Here is a 19026-nt window from a genome sequence, read left to right on the forward strand (position 1 = left end):
CATGCAAAGTCCCCTCCTTTAACCCCTTCCGATACGCCGCTGCCGGGCACCCGTGACGCAGGAGGGCACCCGGCAGCAGCGGCAGTGGGACTGTGCTCAACACCCCGCCTTGTAGAAGTACTTGCTGATCGCGGGCTCGTTCATGTTCGCCTTGGTGATGGCGACCATGTTGGTGCCGATCGACTTCTGGACCGTCTTGCCCTCGAAGGCGGCGGCGAGCTGGTCGACGGCCTCCTTGCCGATCGCCGCCGGGTCCTGCGCGACCAGGACCTGGAGGGTGCCCGCCTTGAGCGAGGCGATCTCGTCCGGCTCGGCGTCGAACGCGGCGACCTGCACCTTGCCCTCCTTGCCCGCCTGCTTGAGACCGGTGGCTATGCCCTGACCGGTGTTGGTGTTGCCCGCGAACACGCCACCCAGGTCGGGGTGGGCCGCCAGCGTCGACTGGATCTGCGAGGCCGCGGTGGCCGGGAGGTCGTTGTCGTAGAGGGTGGGCAGCATCTTGATGTTCGGGTACTTCTTCATCTCCTCGGTGAAGCCCTTGATGCGGGCGTCGGTGGTGGAGACGCCGGGCTTGACGCTGATGACGATGGCCGAGCCCTTCTCGTTCATCAGCTTGGCGAGCGCGTCGGCCGCCACCCGGCCGCCCTTCTCGTTGTCGGACGAGATACGGGTGATGCCGATCGAGGAGTCGGAGACTGTGGTGTCCACCAGCGCGACCTTGGTCCCGGACGACTGGATCTGCTTGAGCGAGGGGGTGAGCGCGCTGGTGTCGACCGGCGAGATCAGCAGCCCGTCCGGCCGGGTCGCGGCCACCGAGTCGATGAGCGGGCGCTGGACCGACACGTCCCACTGGGCGGAGCCGTCGGCGCTGAATTCCATGCCCTTGGCCTTGGCCTCGGTCTGCGCCGCGCACGTCATGGTGATGTAGAAGGGGTCGCTCTTCACACCGGTGATCAGCCGGACCTTCTTGCCGGAAGCCCCTCCTTTCGACCCCGAACTGCCGCTGTCGCTCGACGAACTGCAGGCGGCGGCGCCGGTCAGGACCAGCACGGTGCCCGCGGCGACCAGTACTTTGCGTGAGATGCGGATGCTCGACATAAGGGTGTCCTCCTGGGTCATACGAGGGTTGGGGCGAAGGCTGCGGCGGGGGTCGGGGTCATGCGCGTTCCCGGGTCTTCCTGCGCATCTGGTCGATATAGACGGCGGCGACCAGGACGACACCGACGGCGACGTCCTGCCAGTACTGCTGAACGCCGATGACGATCAGCCCGGTGGTCAGCACCGCGGGGATGAAGACGCCGATCACCGTGCCGAGGACCGAACCCCGCCCGCCGAACAGGCTGGTACCGCCCAGGACCACCGCCGTGATCACCTTCAGGTTGTCGGTGGAGTGCCCGGCGATCGACGTCGTGCCGTACGACGCCAGCCACATCACCGCGCCGAGACCGGCGAGGAGGCCCATCAGGCCGTAGACCTTGATCAGGTGGCGGCCCACCGGGATGCCCGCGCGGCGGACGGCGGTCGGGTTGGAGCCGATGGCCAGGGTGTGGCTGCCGAACTTCGTGGCGCCGAGGACCGCGCCGAACAGGGCGGTGACGATCGCGGCGAGGATCACCATCCAGGGGATGCCGAGCAACTTGCCGAATCCCAGGCTGTTCTGGAGATGCGCGGCGGACGCGCCGGACGGGTCCTGGCCGCCGGTGGCGAGTTCGGCGATGCCCAGTGCAGCGCCCAGCCCGCCCAGGGTCACGATCAGCGGCGGCACCTTCCCGGTCGCCACCACCGCGCCCTGCAGAGCGCCCCAACCCGCGCCCACCGCAAGGGCGATGACGACACAGACCGCGACCGTGAACCAGCCGGCGGTGGGGCCGCCGTGGTGGATGTTGTACTCACCGGCGGCCACGGCCGCCAGCACCAGTACCGAGCCGATCGACAGGTCGATGCCCGCCGTGATGATCACGAACGTCATGCCGACGCCGAGCACCAGATAGATGGCCGCGTTCACGGCGATCTGCGTGATGTCGTACGTGGTGAAGAACTTGCCCGGCGCCGCGATCGTGAAGAACGCGACCAGCGCGACGAGGATGACGAACGTCCACAACTCGCTTATGCCGGCGGCCCGTCGGAGCCACGGGGGTATCGCCAGGCGTCCCTCCGCGGCCGGGGGCGGCTCCTGTGCCGGGGCGGCCGGCTTGATGTCCTGGCTGTTGGCGCTCATCGCCCGTCCTCCGCTTCCGTCGCGCCGGCCGGGTCGTGGTTCCCGTTCGGCGCGGGCTCGTCCAGCGATCCGGTCATGGCGCCGACGAGTTTCTCGATCGTGGCGTCGGCCGCGGTGAACGACGCGACCCGGCGGCCCAGCCGCAGTACTTCGATCCGGTCCGCCACCGACAGCACCTCGGGCATGTTGTGGCTGATGAGGACGACGCAGATGCCCCGGTCGGCGACCCTGCGGACGGTCTCCAGGACCCGGGCGCGCTGGACGACGCCCAGGGCGGCGGTCGGTTCGTCCATGAAGATGACCTTGTTGGCGAAGGCGACCGCGCGGGCTACGGCCACCGACTGCCGTTGCCCTCCTGACAACGTTGTCACAGGAGCCGTCACATCTTTCAGCTCCACGCCCAGTTCACCGAACGCCGCGATCGCCTCCCGGCGCATGGTGGGCCGGTCGAGCACGCCCAGTCGGCCGAGCAGGCCTCCGCGTACAAGTTCCCTGCCCAGATAGAGATTTGACGCCGCGTCAAGGTCCGGCGCCAGGGACAGATCCTGGTAGACGGTCTCGACTCCGTGCCGTTGCGCGTCCATCGGCCCCGTGAACCGGACCGGCGTCCCGTCCAGGCGCACCTCGCCCTCGTCCGGGGTGAGGACGCCGGAAAGTACGTTCACCAACGTCGACTTGCCGGCGCCGTTGTCACCGATCAGTGCGACGACCTCGCCGGCGTACGCCGTGAAGTCCGCGCCCGAGAGCGCCTGGACATGGCCGAAACGCTTGACCACACCGTGTGCCGCGAGAAGGGGTTCTCTTGCAGAGGCCATGTTGTGCCTTCTGGTTGGTATCGTTAACAGCTCGTCGATTCTGGGAGGCCCGTGGGTGGGCGTCAAGGGTCGTGAACGAACGGGGATTTGGGCGGACACCGTCGGCCCGCCGGACGGACTCGGGTCCGGTCGCGCTGGATGACCTCGGGAGGACGCGGCGTGACCAGTCGCCCCAGCAGTCCCAGTCGTCCCAGGATGAAAGACGTGGCCGCGGAAGCCGGCGTGAGCGTCATGACGGTGTCCCGGGTGGTCAACGGCGAGGCGGGCGTGGCACCCCTCACCGCCGCCCGCGTGGAGGCCGCCGTCCGCAAGCTGGGCTATCAACGCGACGACGTGGCACGGCAGTTGCGCCGTACGGACCGGTTGAGTCAGACCATCGGGCTGATGGTGGACAACGTTGCCGACCCCTTCATGGCCGCCGTCGCCTCGGCCACCGAAGACGTCGCCCACCGGCGCGGCAACATGGTCCTCATCGGCTCCAGCCGCGCCGACCCGCACCGCGAACGCGAAGTCATCGCGGCCTTCACCGCCCGCCGTGTCGACGGGCTGATCCTGACCCCGGTCGAGGGCAACCACCGCTTCCTGCGCTCGACGCAGGCGCGGGGCACGAAGATCGTGTGCGTGGACCGGGCGGCACCCGGCCTCGACGTGGACACCGTGGTGGTGGACAACTTCGGCGCGGTACGACAGGCCGTACGCCACCTCATCGCACACGGCCACCGCCGCATCTGCTACCTCGGCGACAAGCCGGAGATCTGGACCTTCGGCGAACGGCACCGCGGCTATCTGGCGGCCCTGAACGCCGCGGGCATCGACGCCGATCCGGCGCTCGTCCGGCACGGACTACGGTCCGGCGCGGACGCCGCCCGGGCCGTCACCGGGATCCTCTCCGCGCCGGAGCCGCCCACGGCCGTCCTCGCGGGCAACGAGGTCCTCGCGTTCGGCGTGCGGGCCGTGCTGCCCGCCGGCGTCGCGTTCATCGCCTTCGACGACTTCGCGCTGGCCGCGCAGCTGACGCCACCGGTCACGGTCATCGCGCAGGACCCGGTCGCCCTCGCGACGAGCGCCGCGCATCTGCTGTTCGCCCGCATCCACGGGGACACGTCACCGTCGCGCAGGGTCGTCATGCCGACCGAGCTGATCCCGCGCGGGTCGGGGGAGATCCCGGGCCCCGGTACGCCGTTCCCGCATCGGCGCTGAGTCCCGTCCCCCGTCCCGCGTACGGCATCGGTCGTTACGCGCGAGGCCGCTCGAAGGTGAGGAGCAGGCCCTCGACCGCGCCGGGACCTATGCGGCCCTTGACGTCGGCGGCGGTGATGGCCTTGAGGCCCCAGCCGTCCTCGGCGTGCTTGTTGAGGACCTTCTCCAGCTTGTCGCTGTCCAGCGCGTCGCCGATCAGCGACTCCCGGAAGCTGACGACCTTGTACTCGAACGTGTAGGCGTTGCTCATGCTGCGATGTCCTCCTGTGCGTGCGCACGGTGTGCGGTGGGCGGGGTCAGCCAATCACGAGGGGACGTTCCCGCGCAGGCCGGGGGTGGTTTCGTGGCACAGCTGTCAACTCGGCCCGGGGAATGGTGTGTTGTCCGGGCCGGGCGTCGGAGGCAGGCCCGCGGGTATGCCATGACCGCGCGCTGCGGCCGTCGTGTCACCCGGGACGCGGCGGGGCGGAGACGTAGCGTGACCGAGGCGTACACGAACGGATCCCGTGGAGGCGGCATGTGCTGGAGTGCGAAGGCCGACCTCGTGGCGGGCGCGGCGGTCGCCGCCGTAGGAGTGGCGTGCGTGGTCCGGGCGCGCAGGCGGACCGATCTTCCGATGGCCGCGCTGCCGTTGCTGCTCGGCGCGCATCAGATCGTGGAGTCGGCGGTGTGGGCGGCCGACGGGGGCTCGGGACCCGCCACCCTCGCGTGGGCCGTCATCGCCATGCCCCTGCTGGCGGTGTGGGTGCCGGTGGGCGTGTGGTGTGCCGCGTCCCGGCGGGCCCGGCCCCGGATCGGCGTACTGGTGGCGGTCGGCGCCGCGACCGCTGCGGCCCTCGCCCATGCCCTCGCCGTGCACCCCGTGACGGCCGAGATCCGCGGCCACACCCTCGGCTACGTCGTCGACCTTCCCTACGCCCAACTGGTCATCGCCGGCTACCTCGTGGCGACGATCGGCTCGCTGCTGCTGTCCGGTGAACGTGGGCTGGTGGTGCTGGGGATCCTGGTCACGGCCGGCGCGATGGTCTGCTGGACGCTGTGGGAGCTGGAGTTCGTCTCGACGTGGTGCGCGGTCGCCGCGATGTCCTCGGTGGTCCTCTTCTTCTGGGTGAACGGCCGCGACCGGGAGCCGGGGAGACGGCCCTACGTCAGTGCGGGGCGCGGCGGGTCCACAGGCTGAGGTCGCTGCTCGTGGCGACGGCGAGGGTCTGACCGGAGGGCGAGAAGCCCGCGGCGCGCAGCTCCGAGTAGTTCGCGTCGAAGACGTGCCACCACGTCTCTCCGGCCTGCCCCTTGTGGAAGCCGTGGCCCGTCGAGAGGAGCACCCGGTCGTGCGGCCACTCGGGGCTGACGACGTGCACGGTCCAGCCGTCGGACGTACCGCTGTGCAGACCGCCGCCGAAGAGACCGGCGATGCGCACCGGGACGCCCGCGACCGGTCCGAGGCCGGGGCACACGAGGTCCACGTCGTCGGGCATGCAGGTATCGGGGTCCCGGTCGCGGGCGATCTTCTCACCTGTGAACGCGTCGAAGAGGCCGTGACCGTCGTTCGAGACCACCATCGCGAGATCGTGCCCGGTGCCGGGATCGGTGGCGAAACCGATGCCGAGCAAGCCCCCGATGGGCGTCCTGTTGTCGAGCACCGGCCGCCAGGGCTCGGGCGCCGGCATGACGGGGGCGGCGAGACAGCGGTCGCGCAAGTTCTGCTGGTACTCGGTGAGCAAGGGGTGTCTCCTCGGTGCGGTCGGCGATGAGGATCCCTCAGGAGGACGGCGGGAGTCGAACCGAAGACGACGGGTGCCGCTGTGCGGGCCCCAAATCCCGGCGCGCGCCAAGTCGTTGGTGTCGGCAGGAGATGTCGGGTTGGATGGCTCCATGGAGCGCATAGACGCAGAGCTGTTCACTGACGGCGGGAACGACGCCGTGGTCCGCCTGCCCGGCCGCCGGTTGCCCGGCGTGCTCATCCAGGGCGACTCGCTGCACATCCTCCGCGGCGATGTCGCCGAGGTGGTGGAGGCCTGCGAGCGGGGTGACCTCGCCGAGGCGGGAGAGGCGGCGGGGCTGCTGCTAGCGGGGTTCGACGCGCTGCTGAGCCGCTACTCCGTGGCGTTGGAGGAGCACCGCATCAAGTTGCCCTACTGACGGGGGAGCCCTCGCTCACACCTCCCGGTGCTCGATCCCCAACAGGCTTGCCGCGGCCCGGAAGTCGGCCGTGTGGTGGCCCAGCGCCAGCGACCAGTGGTGGCCTACGCCCGTCGCGCTCCACGCGTCGACCCACTCGCCGGGGTCGCGGCCGAAGTCGACTCGGCTGGTGGTGTTGCCGATGGCGAGGTGCGGGCCGGGGACGACGGTGCCCTCGGACGTGATGAAGGAGAGGGTGCCGTCGGCGTCCTGGCCGACGCCGAGGAGGGTCACGGAACCGTGTTGGACGTCGAACTCCACGCTGACGCCCCAGCCGCGCTTGCCGTGGTAGACGCCCAGGCCGCGCAGGAGCGGGTCGCGGGCGCTCACCGCGAGGTGGGCGGGGCCGTCGTGGCCCATCTCCACCACGCCGGCCTCGAAGTCGAGGGCCTGGATCTCGGTGAAGGAGCCCCCTGCACCGATGCTCTGGGTCGCCAACTGGGCGAGGCTGGTGCGGAGTTCGTACTCGCCGGCCGCCGGTACGCCCCGGGCGGTGAGCAGGGAGGCGCCCAGGATCATGCCGGCGCCGAGCCGTTCGTGCAGCTCGCCGTCGAGTCCTCGGTGGTAGTAGGCGAGGGTGTCGAGGCCGAAGTCCTCGACGAGCCGGTCCAGGGCGACGGACACGGTCGCCCCCCAGGCGAAGTCCTCGTCGACCACGCTGTCGTCCACGGCGAAGATCCGCCGGGCGAGAGCCGTCCGCTCACGGGTCTCGGCCTCGCTCACCTTCTCCACCCGATGCCGTAGGTCGTCGAACTCCAACACCTCGACATGCGAGCCGAACGTCGCCGGGAGCAGCGTCAGATCGGTCGACACGTCGAGCATGCCGGGATACAGATGCCCCATCAGACCGTGCCGGGCATGGCGGAGCGAGGCCCGCACGTGTGCGGCCCGGATCCACTGCTCGATGCGCCGCCAGGCCGACTCCTGGCGCAGCCAGCCCGACACCGACCGGAAGGGGATGCCCGCCCGGCGGAAGACGTTGCCGACCTCGGGCACCGGGCACTGCCCGCAGTACGCGAGCCAGGCGCCCGTGTCGAAGGAGGCGTGGTCCATCCGCTCGGACGGCTGGAGGTCGATGACCAGGACGGGCGTGTGTGAGCGCTGGGCGATCGGCAGCACCATCGACGAGGTCAGGTACGTCGTCAGGAAGAGCACGATCAAGTCGCAGTCAGCGCGCCGCAGTTGCTCCGCCGCGACCGCTCCCTCCTGGGCGTCGGAGATGAAGCCGACGTCGGTCACCTCGGCATCCATCTGCTGGAAGCGCTCGGCGACGTACGCCGACGATTCCTTCAACTGCGGGAGCAGATCCGGGAATTGGGGCCAGTAGGCGCCGAGGCCGCCCGCCACGAGTCCGATCCGCGTGCGGCGCCGGGGCACTGGGGGGAGCAACTCGCGCAGGGCGGCGGCGCGTTCCTCGGTCAGGGTCGTGGGTTCGGTCGTTGCCATGGGGGTGTTCCTTCCGGGAACCGGAGGTGCGGCCGGGGTCCGGTGTTCGTACGGGGGAGCAGTGCGGTTCAGGTCCGGGCCACGCCCAAACTCGCGGGCGCCACGGCTGTGTTGGGGGAACGCCGGATGAGGACATGGATGACGTACACACCCGCGACCCCCGACGCCGCCATGCAGAGCGTGATCAGCCACAGCAGGAGCGACGCGCTGTAGTCCATCAGCGCGGGTGTCACGAAGGCGACGCCCGCGAAGACCCCGCGCGAGAGGGCGTAGGTGAGGCCCTGGGTGGTGCCGCGGGTGTCGGGAGGCAGGGTGAGCTGTGACCAGACCTTGTAACTGGCCTCCCCGGCAAAGGGGTTGGAGATCTGGTACAGCACGAAGAAGACCAGCATGCCGACCAGGGCGCCCGCCGTGAGGGAGGCGATACAGAAGGCCACGACCTGTACGACGGTGAAGACGTAGAACAGCCTGTCCCGCCAGGGGGTGTCGGCGACCCGGACGAAGACGAAGGTCAGGACCAGTGCGATCGGCAGGAAGGCCAGGTTGATACCGGTGGCCAGGCTCTGCGAGGCGCCGCTGACCGTGACCAGGAGGTAGGTGCCGAACTGGCCGAAGGTGTTGGCGCCGATGCCCCAGGTGACGTAGTAGACGAAGGTCGCGACCATCGGCAGCAGCGCGGCACGGTTCCACACGTTCTTGAGCTCGATGCCGCGCGGGGCGGCGAGCGCGGCCGCCTCCTCCCGCTGTGCCGCCTCGGACGGCTCGGCCAGCTCCAGCCGGGCGCGGAGCAGGAAGGTGGCCAGCGCGGCGATGATCAGATGACCGGTGATGATCCGCGCCCCGACCATGCCCGTGTCCGACAGGACGTAGCCGAGGAAGATCACGACGACGATGCCCGCCACCCACATGACCTGGGTGAACGACACGAGACGGGCCCGGCCGTCGGCGGGTGCGGCGTCCGAGACGACGGCCAGGGACGTCGGCAGGTCGGCGCCGGCGGCCAGTCCCGCGACGAGCACGCCGATGAAGAGGACGATGTCGTTCGGGGCGAGGGTGATGACGATCGCGCCGATCGCGTAGCAGAGGATGTCCAGGTTGTAGACGCGGCGGCGCCCGAACATGTCGGCGAGCCGGCCGCCGACGAGGGAGCCGACGGCGATGCAGCCGGTGACGATCGCGCTGATCGCCCCGGCCATCCACACGCCCATGTCGTAGTGGTCGCGGTAGATCGCCAGGTTGACGGCGATGCTGACGATGAGCGCGGCGTCGAGGTAGGAGGCCATGCCCGACAGGGCCGCGACCTTCCACAAGTGCCGTGGGATGGGCGGTTGTTCCGCGTGTTCCGGTGGGGACGGGAATCGGATCATGATGCGGCTCCTCGCGGCTCTGGGCCGGGGTCGCAGTGAATATAGGGTTCAAAAAACGTTCCAACAAGCCCTCTTGCACGTATCCGAAGCAATCTGCGCCAAGCAGGGCCCGCCTCCTTCCCGAGCCTCGGTTCCGGTGCCAACATCGCAGGTGGCGGACAACAGAGCCGACATAAAACGTTTTTTGATCCGTGAGGGTGACCGAGCCGCACCCGGAAGGACCAACACCGTGATCTCACCCGCGCTGCAGCAGCTCTTCGACGCCCCGCCCCGGGACTTCGGCCCCACCCCGCTGTGGTGGTGGTCGGGCGCCAAGGTCACCCGCGAGCAACTCGCCTGGCAGCTGCGCCGGTTCGCGGACGGCGGCGTCCACAACCTCGTCGTCATCAACCTGGCCCCGGCCGGCCCCGCCTTCGGCGCCCGCACCGACGACCCGCCGTGGTTCGGCGAGGAATGGTGGGCCCGCTTCACCGACACCTGCCGCATCGCCCGGGACATCGGCACCCGCCTGTGGTTCTACGACCAGATCGGCTTCTCCGGCGCCAACGTCCAGGGCACCGTCACCCGACACCACCCGGAAGCCGCCGGCCTCGCCCTGCGCTCCCGAAGGGCCACCGTCACCGGCGGGACGATCGAGCTGCGCGGAGCCGAAACCCTGGTCGCCGCCTACGACTTGGAGGGCCGCCGCCTGCCCATGGCCCCCGGCGTACCGGCCGCCGAGGGGACGGACGTACGGCTCGTCGTCGCCGTCCCCACCGCCTTCGACTACCTCGCCCCGCACGCCGTCGGACTGCTGCTGGACGCCGTGCACCACGAGTACGACCGGCGCGTCCCCGAGTACCTGGGCAACGTCATCGCGGGCAGCTTCCAGGACGAGCTGCCCGGCACGAACTCCTGGAGCCACCGCTTCCCCGAGGAGTTCCGGGCACGTCGCGGCTACGACCTCCTCGACCATCTCCCCGCCCTGTTCGGCCCGGTGACCGCCCGCGCGGCGAAGATCCGCGCCGACTACTACGCGGTCCGCGCCGAACTCACCGAAGAGGCCCTGTTCAAGCCCCTCGCCGCCTGGCACGACGAACGCGGGATGATCGTCGGCGCCGACCAGAGCCACCCCGCGCGGGCGGGCTTCCCGGCCCAGTCGACGCAGATCTACACCGACTACTTCCGCACCCACCGCTGGTACGGCGCCGCCGGCAGCGACCACCACGGCGACTCCAAGGTCCACTCCTCGATGGCCCACCTCTACGGCCACGAGCGGGTCTGGATCGAGGCGTTCCACTCCTCCGGCTGGGGCGGCACCCTGGCGGACACCTACGACTGGCTCCTGCCGTTCCTGCGCAGCGGCGCCAACTTGTACAACCCGCACGCCAGTTACTTCGGTACGGCAGGTGGCTGGTTCGAGTGGGCACCACCGTCCACCGACTGGCGCCAGCCCTACTGGCAGCAGTACCCGGCGTTCTCCCGCGCCGTCGCCCGGATCTGCTCGATCATGTCCTGGGGCACCTACAGCGCCGACGTCGCGGTCCTGCACCCCACCGCCACCATGCAGTCCCTCATCCCACTGGACGCCCCCGTCCAGCACTTCGGCGACGGCCGCCTCGGCGACGACCACGCCGACGTCGACGAGACCCAGCGCGACTACCTGGACCTGTGCGGCACGAACAACTGGCTTGCCCCGCACGTCGGTTCACTGGACCGCCACCGCATCGCCTTCGACATCGTCGACGACGCCTCCGTGCAGCGCGCCACGCTCGTCGAAGGAGCCCTGCGCGTCGCGGAGTTGACGTACCGCGCGGTGCTGCTTCCTTCGGCGAGCGTCCTGGAGGAGGAGACGGCACGCCGACTCACCCAACTCCTCGACGCGGGCGGCCGGGTGGTGGTCGTGGGTCGTGCGCCCGCGACGGCGGCGGGGCTGACCGGTGACGACTCCGTCGTCGCGGCACTGCTGAAACACCCGCGACTGGAGCGGGTGAGTGACGCCGAGGCGGGAGCGGCGGCGGTGGCCGACCTCGCCGGGCACGCGACCGGTGAGGTGCCACTGCTGGTCAGGAGAAGGGGAGTTGAGGCGGTCGCCCTGGTGACGGCAACCTTCCCCGACGCCCGCACGCTGCCGGGAGACGCCAACCACGAGGCAGACCCCACCCGTTACGCCGACCACTCGACCGTCACCGTGCACGCCCAGGTCACCGAGGCCGAGATCTGGAACCCGGCGACCGGCGCCCGCCGCCCGGCCCAAGTCACCGTCGCCGACGGCCGTTCGACCATCGAGGTGCCACTCGAAGGCGCCCCCGCCGTTCTCGTCGTGTGGCGCGAAGGTGCCACACAGACGCAGCGGACGGACGCGCCAACACCCGCGTCGGAGCAGGCGATTGATCTGTCGACCGGCTGGGAGGGCCGTCTGGTCCCCACCATGGACAACACCTGGGGAGACCTGGCACTGCCCGCCGGTTCGTCCGTCGCCGAACCGCAGATCTGGACGATGAGTTGGACCGAAACGGACGGCCCCGATCCGAACTGGGAGCAGACGCGGGCGACTTACGGCAATCGGGTCCGCGTCCTCCCACCGGTGCCGTCCGCCCAGGCCCCCGACCCGCTGGACGAGGCCTCTGTCGAACGGGTCCTCTCCGGTGAACTGCCCCTCTTCCCAACGGAGTTGGGATGGCGCTGTTCGCAGTACTCGTCGAGCCGAGGCATCCCGGACCCGGACGGTCTGCTCGGGAACAAGGGCATGGTGCCGGAGGAGTTCGTACGGGTCCCCGTGCCCGGCCCCGGAACGGTCGCCCGGGTCCGTTCGATCGTGGAGACGGACCACCGCGGCCCCGCCGATCTGCACATCGGCGCCGCTGCCAACAAGCGGGTGTGGTGGAACGGCGAGCGCCTGGACATCGGTAACGGGTATCTCGCCACCGCCCGCGTGGAGATCGGCCGGACCCGTAACGTCCTTGAATATGAGCTGGGCGACGCCCAGGACAGGCCGTTGCTGATTTCGGGCGCGGCCGGCACCCCCTTGGGCAGCTACTTCTGTCTGACCCACCCGGCGGGATTCGGGTCGCGCCCGCAGTTCATGTGCCTGCCTGGGGACGTACGGCCGCACGGCGGCGTGACCTATCGGGGGCGGCTGCACGGCCCTGGACAGGCGGTACTTGTCGTGGGTGCGGCGGTGGGCGTCACCGTGCTGCGCGACGGTGAGGTCGTCGCGCGGCAGGAGAAGGTGGAGTACTACGAGTCCGACTGGGGTGCGGTGCCGATGTTCTTCCGGCACCATCTCTCCCTCGGTGAAGGCGAACACGTGCTGGAGGTGGTGGCCGACGCCGTCCATCCACGCGAGGCGGTGTTCGTCGACTGCGTGGCTCGCGCGGACTCCAACGTGAACGTCCTGGTGAGCGGCGCCGGTTGGGAGGCGGAGACGGGGGAGTGGCGCGGTCGTACCGTTGAACACGAGGGCCGGTGGGGGGAGTTGCAGCACTGCTACGCGGCCGTACGACCGCACCCGTTGCCGGACACCGAGTGGCTCTCCGGCGCACCGGTGCTCGGCACCGCCGTATTGCCGCTGAGGTCCACGGACACCGTCCGCGAACGCGCCCAGCGTTTCCGCTTCACCGTGCCGCCGGGCACCGAATCGCTGGAGCTGCCAATGGAGTTGCCCGCGAGAGTGCGGGTCGGTGACGGTGCAGAGACGTGGCTGGACGGACAGTTCCTGACACTGGAGCAGCCGGTCCCGGAGCCGACGGAGGTCGAGGTCGTCACCGCGCCCACGGCCGTACTGCGGGGCGGCTCCGCCTGGCGTGGGTCGGTGCGTGTCCGTACGGTACCGGCACAACTACCTCTGGAGGACTGGCAGTTGTTCGGGTTGGGTGGCTGGAGCGGAGGTGTGACGTACTCGCGGGAGGTGGAAGTACCGGCCGGGCCGGACCCGGTGCTGGATCTCGGGCGAGTCCGCGGCAGCGTGTCGATCGCGCTCGACGGCGAGGCGGTCGGAGAGGCGTTCTGCCCTCCGTATCGGTTCGAACTCCTGGGCGCCGCAGGGAGGTTGGTGCGCATCGACGTGACCGTCAACAACACCCTGGCTCCCTATCTCGCCGAAGCCACCCCCACCGCCTGGGCCTTCCCGTCTCAACTCCCCTCGGGGCTGCTGGGACCGGTGACGCTACGGATTCGGGGCTGACAGGGGGCGAGTGGAGTCCCGTAGAACGAGGTCGGGCGCGAACACCCTTGTCTCGTGGGCGTGTTCGGCGCGGGCCTCGATCTCGTCGAGGAGCATGCCCACGGCCGCGCGGCCGAGTTCCTCGACGGGTTGCCGGACGGTCGTCAGGGTCGTACCGACGAAGCTCGCTATGTCGAGGTCGCCGTAGCCGACCACCTGGACTTCCTCGGGTATTCGTACGCCCCGTTCGCCGAGTCCTCGGCACAGGCCGGCGGCGAGGAAGTCGTTGGTGCAGAAGACGCCGTCGGGGAGTTCGTCGAGGGTGCGGGCGATCTCCAGGCCGTAGGCGACCGTCATCTCGTCGGCGACGACCTGGCGGACCCGTGCCTCGCGGCGGGTGCGGACGGCCTGGCGGGCGCCCTGGTAGCGGTCGGCGCACTGGACGATGCCGCGCTCGCCGTTGACGACGAGGATGTCGCGCGCCCCGCAGTCCAGGAGGTGCTGCACGGCGACCCGGCCGCCGGCGATGTCGTCGACGGAGACGGAACAGCCGTCCTGGGCCGACAGTGCTCGGTCGGCGAGGACGAGCGGGATGCCGCGTTCGCGGAGGCGGGTGAGTCGGGTGGGGTCGGCGCCGAGCGGGACGACGACCGCGCCCACGGCCCGCTGCTCGATCAGCATCGTGAAGTAGCCCTGTTCCCGCTCGGGGGCGTCGCCGCTGTCGCAGAGCACGAGGGAGTAGCCGTGGGCGTAGGCCGCGTCCGCCGCTCCCCGTGCGATGCGGGAGTAGAAGGAGTTCGCCACGTCGGGCAGGACCAGGCCGATCGAGGACGAGTGGCCGGTGCGCAGGCCCGCGGCTCCCGGATGGGGCACGTAGTCGAGTGCGGCGACCGCGTCGCGGACCCGTTCGGCGGTGCGGGCGTTGACGCGTTCGGGCCGGTTCAGGACGTTCGACACCGTGGAGACCGAGACTCCTGCGGCGGCTGCGACATCCTGAATACGGGCGGGGCGAACCTGAATGGCGTCCACCCCCTCGCTGTGACAGCCGTGCGACCAGGCACGACGCGGTTCTCATGGGCGGCGTCAGTCTACCCCGGTGGTGGTTGCAACGTTTTCTGCGGGGTGCCTTGGGGAAGGGTGCGCGCTGGCCAAACCTGCCTGTGATCAACAGGGTTAACATGGGGTTATGGCTGAGGGTTCCGGGGCTGATGCTCCGATGGAGGGCGACCGCCCGCTGAGGCGCGACGCCGCCCTCAACCGGGAGAAGATTCTGCGGGCCGCGCGGGAGGTCTTCGGGCAGCACGGGCTGAAGGTCACGCTCGACGATGTGGCCCGGCACGCGGGGGTCGGAGTCGGGACCGTGTATCGGCGCTTCCCGGACAAAGAGACCCTGGTGCGGGCCCTGTTCGAGCAGGATCTCGGGATCCGGCAGGCGTCGGCGGAGCGGGCGCTCGCTCATCCCGATCCCTGGGAAGGGTTCGTGGACTTCCTGATGGAGATGGGCGCCGACCTCGCCGAGAACCGTGGTCTGCAAGAAGTGATCATGCTGGGGAGCCACAGTTCCGAGCCCATCGAGACGGTGCGCGGCGGGATGCTCCCCTTCCTGGAGGCGCTGATCCAGCGGGCGCAGGAGAGCGGGGATCTGCGTGCGGAGATCACTCCCTCCGACATCCCCGTCGTGGTGCAAATGCTCAGTGCCGCCAGCCAGTTCACCCAGGGCAAGCGGCCCGACGTGTGGCGCCGCTATTTCGAGATCATCCTGAACGGCATCCGGCAGCGTCCCGACAACCCTCCGCTGACGACGCCGAGTCTGAGCAACGAGACGGTGGAGCAGGTGATGGGGCTGGTGCGGCCGGCCCCGGTGCGGGAGTAGCAGGCCCGCCGTACGGACAGACCTGCCACGCCTGTGTGTTTCAGGAGGTCGGCCCCCAGTCGGTGTCGCTGGGTGTGGCCGAACTCGGTGTCGTCAGAGGCAGGTTGACGAACGACGCGGCTTGCGGCGAGCGTTCGACGGTGTAGATGCCGCCGGCCAGGTTCGCCAGTTCCTGCGGGGTCGGCGCGACGGCGAAGTGGAAGTCGGCCGGCGGCTGGCTGTTGATGCTGATCCGGATCCGGTAACCGGCGGGAATCTTGGTGAAGTTGGACAGCAGGGAGATGTCGTAGCGGGTCGTCTGGCCTGGAGTCACCGGGCGCTGGGAGGCCTGCGTGAAGGGGTGACTGGGCTTGAGGAGGCTGCCGTTGTCGCCGTACCAGCTCTCCTGCGGGTCCAGGGCGCGTTGGCTGCCCAGGAGGATTCCGTCGGCCTGCTTGGTCACCGTCCCGTCCGGGGCGACGATGCTCAGCTTCGCCGACAGTTCGGTCTCCGGTGTCGTCGACTTGGCGTAGAGGGTGACGTCGGCCGGGCCGTTGAGCAAGGCTGCCTTGGTGAGCGGGGCGGTGGTGTACGTCAGGGTGTTGGCCGCGCTCGCCGCGCTCCAGGAGAGCGAGTCGCTGCCCTCGTCGGTCGGTTTGCCGGGGGTGAGGGAACCGTCGCCGAGGTAATAGGTGCGGGCGTCGGAGGACAGGGGCCAGGCGGCGCTGTCGACCCAGGTGTTCGCGCCGTTCTCGAACAGGTGCAGGGGAGTCGCGGTGTTGGCCATGCCGGTGGGCGCGTTCTTGAGCCAGGTGTCGAACCACTCCAGGCGGATGCCCTGCAGTGTCGCCTCGTTGACGTGCTCGCCGTGGGTCCAGGGGCCGACGATCGCCTGGTAGCGGCCGGTGACGGGGTCGTCCGACGCGATCGGATCGGTCAACGGCCGGTGGTAGTAGGCGTTTTGGGCCGACACGTAGGCGCCGAGGTTGCCGCCGGGGAAGAGGTCGTTCCAGCCGGCCTCGGTCAGCGCCGGGATGTTGTTGGCGACGATCTTCGGCACGAGCGTCTTCTGGACGTTCAGGGACTGCCAGTAGGCATCGTTGTACGAGCGTGAACCACCCGACGCCTGCTGGACGATGGTCACCGACTGCGGATCGGTGGCGGGGTCGTCCTCGGGGCCGCGCGGTTCGGCCTGGGCGATGCCGGCCACGAAGGGGGTGGGGATCCCGCCGTTGCCGGTCAGGTCGTTGTAGAAGTCCGAGTCGGTGCAGAACGGCGTGATGGCCTTGAGCGCGGAGTTCTTGCCCACGGCCGCCGCGGTGAACCACTGGTTCACCCCGAGGTAGGAGCAACCGTCCAGCCCCACCTTGCCGTTGGACCCCGACAGCGTGTGCGCCGCCCAGTCGACGAGGTCGGCTCCGTCCTTGCCCTGCCGGTCCCCGAACCAGTCGACCTGCCCGCCGGACTCGCCGGTGCCGCGGATCGCGGACGCCACGTAGATGTAGCCGCGCTGCACGAAGTACGTGCCGCTGTCCGCGGGATCGGAGCGCTGCGCGCCGTAGGGATTCTGGGTCAAGAGCACGGGGAACGGGCCCGACGCGCGGGCGCCGGTGCTCGGGTCGGTCGGATAGACGACCTCGACGGCGATCTTCACGCCGTCGTCCATCGTCACGGTGGTGTGGACGGGCGCGCTCGCCGCGTAACTCGCGGCGGGCGGCGTCCAGTTGACCGCGTGTGCGGGGAGCGCGGTGGCTGTCGTCTGGCCTGCCGCCACGAGGAGGAGCACCGCGGTGGCACTGCTCAGTACGGTGACTCTGTGGGGGGGTTTGATCCGGTCTGTTGCCTTGGGCTTTTTCATGCGGCTCCTTGAGACGGGTGGGGGGTTCGTCGTCATGCCGTCCGGGTCAGGCCGTCTGCGCGACGGCCTGGCTGCTGCGGTTCAGGGCGAAGAGCGGGAGCACGGCACGGCCCCGGATGTCGTTGGTCAGCTCCGCCAGGACCAGATAGAAGGCGACGGCGGCCAGCACGATCTCGACGTAACCCGCGGTCTTCAGCACCGAATCGCTCGGCACGCCCGCGCTCGAAGCGCCCAGGTAGGCGGTCACCAGCAGCACGATCGTCAGCGTCAGCAGGGTGAACGCGCTCACGATCACCGCGTTCGTGCCCAGGCTCGCGAGGCCGAAGACCAGCGTGACCACCAGCCAGCCGATGAGGAACAGTCCGAGCGACTGCATCACCGCGTGTCCGCCCGCGGCCGCCGAGGCCTCCGCCGACGCCCCGCCTGCCTTGGCCGCGGCCGCCGCCGCTCCCGCGATGTGCGGTGCCGCCCAGAACTCGATGACGGTGTAGCCGAGCCAGAACGCCCCGTACGCCGTCAGGAACGCGGCCGCGAAGGTCGCGCCGGACGCCAACGCGAAGAATCCCGCGACGAGTTGGACGATGCCGCCGTAGAAGAACGTGCCCGCCAGCACGATCGTGCCGTCGGCCGCGTCGATGATCCCGGCGGTGTGCAGGCCCAGGATGAGCGAGCACCACGCGAATCCGGCCGCCCCCACGGCTGTCGCGTGACCGATGTGTGAGGTGGTGACTGTCGGGACCGGCGGGCTCTGGGCATCGTGAAGCGACACTTCGGTCATGGTGATCAACCCTTCTGGAATGTCGACAGCGGGGGCGCTCGACCCGGGCCGTCAACCGAATGGTCGGTAGTTTGGGAACGCCCGGTTGGGGCTGTCAAGGGATCGAACCGAAGTGGAAAACGCCCTCGACGGCGTCTCGACGGCGACTTTCTACAGGCTGGTCGCGGTGCGAGGGCGGCTTCGGGGGCGGGTCATCGGGGTGCGGATCGCGGGCATCGTCCCTGGTGGGAAGGGGTGGCCGCCGTGCCGTCCGGAGTGGCCTCGCGGGCGGCGGGTGATCCTCCGGGAGGGCCGCGTCGCAGGGCTTCCCGGGCTGAAGAAAGTGGAGATATATTCTCCGAAACGCGGGTGGGGGTGCCCTCAGTGGAGATCGTTCTGGGGGAGCTGCCCGCGCAGACCGCCGAGAATCAGTCCGAGTCCGAACTCGAAGCGGTCGTCGAAGTTGAGGATCTCCTCGACGGGGGTGGAGAAGAGTTGGGGGTAGGTCTGGCTCGCGCCGGGGAACGTGAGCCGGTCGCGGGCGTCGTCGGTCAGGCCCTGCTGCTCCAGGGCTTCCCCGAGGACATAGCAGAAGAGGGTCGACGTGGCCCAGAGGGCGGCGACCCCGTTGAATCCCGCGCCCTGCATGACGCCGACGAGGCGTTCCGCGAGCGTCAGGCTGTGCCGCTTCGCGGCGTAGCTGCCGCCGACGATCCTGGCTCCCTCGCGCTGCGCCAGCAGGGCCTGCCGCAGCTGTCTGGCGAGACGGGTGACCTCGGCCTCCCAGTTGTGCTCGCGGCCGTCCGGTACGGCCTTCGCCAGGATCGCCTCGGCCATCTCGTCCAGGAGGGCCTGCTTGTTGCTGAACACCCGGTAGATGGCGGGCAGTTGAAGCTTGTTGGCGTCCGCGAGCCGGCGCATGGTGAGCGATTCCAGCCCGCCGTCGTCCACGATCCGGAGCGCGGCGGAAACCAGCGCTCGGGCGCGGGTCGCGGGCGGCGGGGGGCCCGGCTGTGCGGGTGGGGAAGCGTCATGACCCAGAGGCATGGTAACGATGTTATCGCCACTTTTGGGGAGTCGCGACGAGGAGAGCCGTGACTGCACGTGATGAGGAGCGGGGGAGCGGGGCCGCGACGGCCCGTGATGAACAATGGGGAGCGGAGCCGGTCGTGCCGCTCCAGCGGGTGC

The 19026-nt window shown here is 69.9% G+C and carries 16 protein-coding genes; 5 read left to right on the forward strand and 11 right to left on the reverse strand.

The features are described 5' to 3' along the window. Positions 1 to 96: 96 nt before the first annotated feature. The 3 genes from ACIBK4_RS17990 to ACIBK4_RS18000 are packed head-to-tail and all read right to left on the reverse strand — an operon-like array spanning position 97 to position 3033. Complete coding sequence (locus ACIBK4_RS17990; RefSeq protein ID WP_398995715.1) at positions 97 to 1098, reverse strand: ABC transporter substrate-binding protein; 1002 nt, start codon at positions 1096 to 1098, stop codon at positions 97 to 99. Positions 1099 to 1156: 58 nt separating this feature from the next. Next, positions 1157 to 2218, reverse strand: a complete 1062-nt coding sequence (locus ACIBK4_RS17995) for an ABC transporter permease (RefSeq protein WP_398995716.1) — start codon at positions 2216 to 2218, stop codon at positions 1157 to 1159. Beyond that, positions 2215 to 3033 (reverse strand): ATP-binding cassette domain-containing protein, encoded by an 819-nt coding sequence (locus tag ACIBK4_RS18000; RefSeq protein WP_051800941.1) that lies wholly within the window; start codon positions 3031 to 3033, stop codon positions 2215 to 2217. The genes ACIBK4_RS17995 and ACIBK4_RS18000 overlap by 4 nt, the downstream gene beginning before the upstream one ends. 195 nt (positions 3034 to 3228) lie before the next feature. Here ACIBK4_RS18000 and ACIBK4_RS18005 point away from each other — a divergent pair, with 195 nt between their 5' ends. Then, positions 3229 to 4233 (forward strand): LacI family DNA-binding transcriptional regulator, encoded by a 1005-nt coding sequence (locus ACIBK4_RS18005; protein WP_398995717.1) that lies wholly within the window; start codon positions 3229 to 3231, stop codon positions 4231 to 4233. A 34-nt stretch (positions 4234 to 4267) separates the two neighbouring features. Here the strand turns inward: ACIBK4_RS18005 and ACIBK4_RS18010 are convergent, their stop codons facing one another. Beyond that, positions 4268 to 4483: a DUF4177 domain-containing protein gene (locus ACIBK4_RS18010; RefSeq protein ID WP_019056094.1), complete on the reverse strand. Its 216-nt coding sequence runs from the start codon at positions 4481 to 4483 to the stop codon at positions 4268 to 4270. A 267-nt stretch (positions 4484 to 4750) separates the two neighbouring features. Here ACIBK4_RS18010 and ACIBK4_RS18015 point away from each other — a divergent pair, with 267 nt between their 5' ends. Then, on the forward strand, positions 4751 to 5413 hold the full coding sequence (locus ACIBK4_RS18015; protein ID WP_398995718.1) for a DUF6629 family protein: 663 nt from the start codon (positions 4751 to 4753) through the stop codon (positions 5411 to 5413). Here ACIBK4_RS18015 and ACIBK4_RS18020 read toward each other — a convergent pair. Then, complete coding sequence (locus ACIBK4_RS18020) at positions 5382 to 5957, reverse strand: hypothetical protein (RefSeq protein ID WP_398995719.1); 576 nt, start codon at positions 5955 to 5957, stop codon at positions 5382 to 5384. The two genes, ACIBK4_RS18015 and ACIBK4_RS18020, sit on opposite strands and share 32 nt — an antisense overlap. A gap of 151 nt (positions 5958 to 6108) precedes the next feature. On the opposite strand from ACIBK4_RS18020, the gene ACIBK4_RS18025 reads away from it, so the two are divergent. Further along, on the forward strand, positions 6109 to 6375 hold the full coding sequence (locus ACIBK4_RS18025) for a DUF6959 family protein (RefSeq protein ID WP_327399095.1): 267 nt from the start codon (positions 6109 to 6111) through the stop codon (positions 6373 to 6375). 15 nt (positions 6376 to 6390) lie between these two features. On the opposite strand, the gene ACIBK4_RS18030 is transcribed toward ACIBK4_RS18025, so the two are convergent. Both ACIBK4_RS18030 and ACIBK4_RS18035 read right to left on the reverse strand, forming a co-directional pair. After that, positions 6391 to 7860 carry an arabinose isomerase gene (locus tag ACIBK4_RS18030; protein ID WP_398995720.1) on the reverse strand — a complete coding sequence of 490 codons (1470 nt, stop codon included), beginning with the start codon at positions 7858 to 7860 and terminating at the stop codon, positions 6391 to 6393. A 68-nt stretch (positions 7861 to 7928) separates the two neighbouring features. Continuing rightward, positions 7929 to 9227, reverse strand: a complete 1299-nt coding sequence (locus ACIBK4_RS18035) for an MFS transporter (RefSeq protein ID WP_398995721.1) — start codon at positions 9225 to 9227, stop codon at positions 7929 to 7931. A gap of 229 nt (positions 9228 to 9456) precedes the next feature. Between ACIBK4_RS18035 and ACIBK4_RS18040 the strand changes: the two genes are divergently transcribed. Beyond that, positions 9457 to 13392, forward strand: coding sequence for a glycosyl hydrolase (locus tag ACIBK4_RS18040; protein ID WP_398995722.1), 3936 nt, complete (start codon positions 9457 to 9459; stop codon positions 13390 to 13392). Here the strand turns inward: ACIBK4_RS18040 and ACIBK4_RS18045 are convergent. After that, positions 13375 to 14400: a LacI family DNA-binding transcriptional regulator gene (locus ACIBK4_RS18045; protein ID WP_398995723.1), complete on the reverse strand. Its 1026-nt coding sequence runs from the start codon at positions 14398 to 14400 to the stop codon at positions 13375 to 13377. The genes ACIBK4_RS18040 and ACIBK4_RS18045 overlap by 18 nt on opposite strands. 157 nt (positions 14401 to 14557) lie before the next feature. On the opposite strand from ACIBK4_RS18045, the gene ACIBK4_RS18050 reads away from it, so the two are divergent. After that, complete coding sequence (locus ACIBK4_RS18050; RefSeq protein ID WP_398995724.1) at positions 14558 to 15244, forward strand: TetR/AcrR family transcriptional regulator; 687 nt, start codon at positions 14558 to 14560, stop codon at positions 15242 to 15244. A gap of 40 nt (positions 15245 to 15284) precedes the next feature. Here the strand turns inward: ACIBK4_RS18050 and ACIBK4_RS18055 are convergent, their stop codons facing one another. The 3 genes from ACIBK4_RS18055 to ACIBK4_RS18065 form a co-directional block, all read right to left on the reverse strand. Beyond that, positions 15285 to 17081, reverse strand: coding sequence for a CocE/NonD family hydrolase (locus ACIBK4_RS18055; RefSeq protein ID WP_398995725.1), 1797 nt, complete (start codon positions 17079 to 17081; stop codon positions 15285 to 15287). A 46-nt stretch (positions 17082 to 17127) separates the two neighbouring features. After that, positions 17128 to 17859: a GPR1/FUN34/YaaH family transporter gene (locus ACIBK4_RS18060; RefSeq protein WP_398995726.1), complete on the reverse strand. Its 732-nt coding sequence runs from the start codon at positions 17857 to 17859 to the stop codon at positions 17128 to 17130. Between the two features lie 360 nt (positions 17860 to 18219). Further along, positions 18220 to 18885 (reverse strand): TetR/AcrR family transcriptional regulator C-terminal domain-containing protein, encoded by a 666-nt coding sequence (locus tag ACIBK4_RS18065; protein WP_398995727.1) that lies wholly within the window; start codon positions 18883 to 18885, stop codon positions 18220 to 18222. Positions 18886 to 19026: the final 141 nt, after the last annotated feature.

Origin of the sequence: Streptomyces sp. NPDC050528, from assembly GCF_044457795.1 — a bacterium.
In the GTDB taxonomy this organism is placed as follows: Bacteria; Actinomycetota; Actinomycetes; order Streptomycetales; family Streptomycetaceae; genus Streptomyces.

What these genes read in the sequence shown, in the direction of transcription:
- ACIBK4_RS17990 (WP_398995715.1), bottom strand. Translation starts at nt 1,098, where the DNA reads ATGTCGAGCATCCGCATCTCACGCAAAGTACTGGTCGCCGCGGGCACC.
- ACIBK4_RS17995 (WP_398995716.1), bottom strand. Translation starts at nt 2,218, where the DNA reads ATGAGCGCCAACAGCCAGGACATCAAGCCGGCCGCCCCGGCACAGGAG.
- ACIBK4_RS18000 (WP_051800941.1), bottom strand. Translation starts at nt 3,033, where the DNA reads ATGGCCTCTGCAAGAGAACCCCTTCTCGCGGCACACGGTGTGGTCAAG.
- ACIBK4_RS18005 (WP_398995717.1), top strand. Translation starts at nt 3,229, where the DNA reads ATGAAAGACGTGGCCGCGGAAGCCGGCGTGAGCGTCATGACGGTGTCC.
- ACIBK4_RS18010 (WP_019056094.1), bottom strand. Translation starts at nt 4,483, where the DNA reads ATGAGCAACGCCTACACGTTCGAGTACAAGGTCGTCAGCTTCCGGGAG.
- ACIBK4_RS18015 (WP_398995718.1), top strand. Translation starts at nt 4,751, where the DNA reads ATGTGCTGGAGTGCGAAGGCCGACCTCGTGGCGGGCGCGGCGGTCGCC.
- ACIBK4_RS18025 (WP_327399095.1), top strand. Translation starts at nt 6,109, where the DNA reads ATGGAGCGCATAGACGCAGAGCTGTTCACTGACGGCGGGAACGACGCC.
- ACIBK4_RS18030 (WP_398995720.1), bottom strand. Translation starts at nt 7,860, where the DNA reads ATGGCAACGACCGAACCCACGACCCTGACCGAGGAACGCGCCGCCGCC.
- ACIBK4_RS18035 (WP_398995721.1), bottom strand. Translation starts at nt 9,227, where the DNA reads ATGATCCGATTCCCGTCCCCACCGGAACACGCGGAACAACCGCCCATC.
- ACIBK4_RS18050 (WP_398995724.1), top strand. Translation starts at nt 14,558, where the DNA reads ATGGCTGAGGGTTCCGGGGCTGATGCTCCGATGGAGGGCGACCGCCCG.
- ACIBK4_RS18055 (WP_398995725.1), bottom strand. Translation starts at nt 17,081, where the DNA reads ATGAAAAAGCCCAAGGCAACAGACCGGATCAAACCCCCCCACAGAGTC.
- ACIBK4_RS18060 (WP_398995726.1), bottom strand. Translation starts at nt 17,859, where the DNA reads ATGACCGAAGTGTCGCTTCACGATGCCCAGAGCCCGCCGGTCCCGACA.
- ACIBK4_RS18065 (WP_398995727.1), bottom strand. Translation starts at nt 18,885, where the DNA reads ATGCCTCTGGGTCATGACGCTTCCCCACCCGCACAGCCGGGCCCCCCG.